At 60.1% G+C, this 3,147-nt stretch carries 4 protein-coding genes; all 4 read left to right on the top strand.

The annotated features are described in order from the left end of the window. Positions 1 to 81: 81 nt before the first annotated feature. The 4 genes from tnpA to FBZ99_RS32875 are packed head-to-tail and all read left to right on the top strand — an operon-like array spanning position 82 to position 3,088. Positions 82 to 552: an IS66-like element accessory protein TnpA gene (tnpA, locus tag FBZ99_RS32890; RefSeq protein WP_145637460.1), complete on the top strand. Its 471-nt coding sequence runs from the start codon at positions 82 to 84 to the stop codon at positions 550 to 552. After that, positions 549 to 905, top strand: a complete 357-nt coding sequence (tnpB, locus tag FBZ99_RS32885; protein WP_025669532.1) for an IS66 family insertion sequence element accessory protein TnpB — start codon at positions 549 to 551, stop codon at positions 903 to 905. Before tnpA ends, tnpB begins: the two co-directional genes overlap by 4 nt. A 48-nt stretch (positions 906 to 953) precedes the next feature. Next, on the top strand, positions 954 to 2,528 hold the full coding sequence (gene tnpC / locus FBZ99_RS32880; RefSeq protein ID WP_145637458.1) for an IS66 family transposase: 1,575 nt from the start codon (positions 954 to 956) through the stop codon (positions 2,526 to 2,528). Then, positions 2,525 to 3,088 carry a UPF0149 family protein gene (locus FBZ99_RS32875; RefSeq protein WP_145637456.1) on the top strand — a complete coding sequence of 188 codons (564 nt, stop codon included), beginning with the start codon at positions 2,525 to 2,527 and terminating at the stop codon, positions 3,086 to 3,088. The genes tnpC and FBZ99_RS32875 overlap by 4 nt, the downstream gene beginning before the upstream one ends. Positions 3,089 to 3,147: the final 59 nt, after the last annotated feature.

The following is a 3,147-nucleotide window of genomic DNA, read 5'->3' as shown; positions in this document are numbered from 1 at the left end:
GTGAGCGCGACGAAGACCCCACCTTTCCTTTTGAGATTGAGGCCGCGAGATAAGCTTCTTCATCGATAGGAGCGGAATGGAATGGTTGGAGATCGCGCTGATGCCATGCTTGAAGTCATGGATGAAGGCATGCATGAAGCCAGGCATGAGGGAAAGTATCGTCGGATCGAGGTGATCACCGGTCGGCGGCAGCGGCGGAATTGGACTGACGAGGAGAAGGCGCGGATCGTTGCGGAAAGCGCAGAACCCGACGTGAACATCTCGGCCGTTGCCCGGCGCTGGGGCGTCAATCGCGGCTTGCTGAACGTCTGGCGTCGGGAAGCTGGACTAACCTCTCGTCGCTCTGCCAAGACCTGCGCGCAGCAGGCGATGTTCGTGCCCGTGACGGTGGTTGGCGATCGAACGGCACGCCAGGACTCGCTGTCGGATGTCGAGCTCGTTACCGCTGGTCGAGTTGAGATCGAGATTGCTGGCGCGCGCATGACAGTTATCGGCTCGGTAGCGCCTGAGCTGGCACAAGCGATGGTGGCGGCGTTGCGAGGGCGCCGGTGATCGGAGTTTCGCCAAATGGCGTGAAGATCATGGTTGCGACGCAACCTGTCGACTTCCGGCGCGGCATGAATGGCCTGGTGGCTTTGGTGGCGTCAGCCCTTGCGGCCGATCCCTATTGCGGCGACGTGTTCGTGTTCCGCGCCAAGCGTCTGGATCGGCTTCGCTGCATTTACTGGGATGGATCAGGGATGATCCTGGCAACGAAATGGTTGGAAAGCGGGAAGTTCGTTTGGCCACCGATCCGCGATGGCGCCATGCAGATGACGCGCGAAGAGTTCTCGCTTTTGGTTGCCGGTATTGACTGGACAAGGGTGAAGCAGAACCCGGTGAAACGCCCATTGAAAGTAGGCTGATCCTATTGGTTTTGCTTGAAGATTCAGGCTCATATGGTAGGGTCTGTCATGCCGCTTCGACCCGATCCCTTGCCCCAGGATGCTGCGCAATTGACCCGGATCATTCTCTCGCTCGACGAAGAGAATGCCGATCTCAAAGCGCGCGTCGCCTTCCTCGAGGGCCAACTCTTTGGGCCGAAATCGGAGAAGATGACGATCATCGATCCAACACAGGCAATGCTCGACCTTGGCGATGTGAGCGACGTTCCCGTTGCTGCCAATGATGATGTCGCGCCGGTCGATGAAGACAAAACGCAGGCACGGCGATCGGCAGCCCGTAATATCGGCCGCTTGCCCAAGCACCTTCCGCGTTATGACGAGGTCATCGAGCCGGAGAGCAAGACTTGCCCCTGCTGTTCGTTCGAACTGCATTGCATCGGCACGGACGTCAGCGAGGCGCTCGACATCGTGCCCGCGGTTGTCCGGGTCAAACGGACGATCCGGCCGCGCTATGCATGCCGGGCCTGCGAAAGCGTTGTTGCGCAGGCGCCCGCGCCGGCACGCGTGATGGATGGCGGCATGGTGACCACGGCCTTTGCAGCCCATGTCGCCGTCTCGAAGTTCGCCTGGCATTTGCCGCTGCATCGCCAGGCCCAGATGCTGGCCTCCTGCGGCGTGATCATCGATCGAGGCACGCTCGGGGCCTGGGTGACGCGGGTCGCCTGGTGGCTTGAGCTTCTCTATGACGCGCTGCTTGCCTTCATCCGCTCCCAGCCAAGGGTATTCTGTGACGAGACGCCGCTCCCGCGGCTTGATCCGGGGCGTAAGCGAACCAAGGTCTGCCAACTTTGGGCGCAGGCGGTCGACGATCGGCCATGGAAAGGTCCGGCGCCGCCGGCAGTTGCCTATATCTTTGCCGAAAGCCGCAGCGCTCGCGAGGTCGAGGGGCAATTGTCGTCGTTTGCCGGCGTCCTTCAGGTCGATGGATACCAAGCATATAAGACCATGGCCAAGCGCCGGGGGAAGAGCAATGTCGCCCCGATGCGGCTCGCCTTCTGCCTTGCCCATGCGCGGCGCAAGTTCGTCGAGGTCGTCAAGCTGACCGGCTCCTCGGAAGCGCTGTCGATCCTTGCCAGGATTGCCGAGCTCTATCGGATCGAAGCGAGACTGCGCGGCGAAAGTGCCGATATGCGGCTCGTCGTGAGGCGCCGCAAGGCAGCTCCTATCATGAGAGAACTGAAGGTCCATCTCACCGAACTGAGCGACGAGGTGTCGGCGAAATCGGCGCTTGGCAAGGCCGTCACCTACACGCTCAATCACTGGAGCGGGCTGGCAGCCTTCCTGGAGGATGGCCGGATCGAAGTGGACTCCAATGTCGTCGAGCGCTCGATGAAATCCGTGGCCCTGACGAGGAAGAATTCGTTGTTCGTGGGCAACGAGCGCGGTGGCAAGACCTTCGCGGTCCTCGCATCGCTCGTCAACACCTGTAAATTGAATGGTGTGGACCCCGAAGCCTGGCTTGCCGATGTGCTGGAGCGCATCATCTCCGGCAAGGTGAAAGCCAGCGAAATGGAAAGTCTCCTCCCTTGGAACTGGAAGGCTGAGCGCGAGGCGATGACAGAGCAGGAGCGACGGGCGGCATGACATTGAACAGCCAAGAGACGACCGCACGACCGAAGCTCGATGACAAGGCGTTCGAAGCCTTTATCAGGGGACGTCGTCCAGCATCGCCAATCTGGTCAATGAGCGGTCTCGATGGTTATCTTACGGCTCTCATCATCGGTCCCAAGTTCATCGACCCACGCAAATGGATCCCGGAACTGACCGGTCCGGACGCGCTGAACCTGCCGATGGAGACAACAGAACATCAGGCCGTACAGACGATCGTTGCGGAATATAACCGCATCTCGGCGAGCCTTTCCGAAACACCGAAAGACCACCGGCCCAGGTTCACCAGGATTGATGATCAGACCTTTGATCCATTCGATTGGGACCTCTGCTTTCTGCTGGGAACCGGGTACGCGCCAAAGCTTTGGCAGCCCGTGCTTCGAGGTCATGCCGTCACGGGCGATATCATCGCGCCTATCCGCAAGCTCGGCGAGACAAAACGGAAAGCGACCCGCCAGGATGCTGCTGCCGTGGCCGAAGCACTCGTCAATATCCGAACCTACTTTATGCCGAAGCGGGCAAAGCAGAAGTTCTGAAAGAAAGCGCTTTGCGATCCCGTCAACGCCGAAAGCAGTGGGCTGTTCATCGCGCTCAC

This window comes from Rhizobium sp. ERR 1071, assembly GCF_007828675.1.
GTDB classification, from domain to species: Bacteria; Pseudomonadota; Alphaproteobacteria; order Rhizobiales; family Rhizobiaceae; genus Rhizobium; species Rhizobium dioscoreae.
Note: the sequence above shows the minus strand (reverse complement) of the source record. Positions and strands in the feature narration are given on the sequence as shown.

Excerpts from the sequence above, each read along its gene's own strand:
- tnpA (WP_145637460.1), top strand. The coding sequence starts at position 82 with ATGGTTGGAGATCGCGCTGATGCCATGCTTGAAGTCATGGATGAAGGC.
- tnpC (WP_145637458.1), top strand. The coding sequence starts at position 954 with ATGCCGCTTCGACCCGATCCCTTGCCCCAGGATGCTGCGCAATTGACC.
- FBZ99_RS32875 (WP_145637456.1), top strand. The coding sequence starts at position 2,525 with ATGACATTGAACAGCCAAGAGACGACCGCACGACCGAAGCTCGATGAC.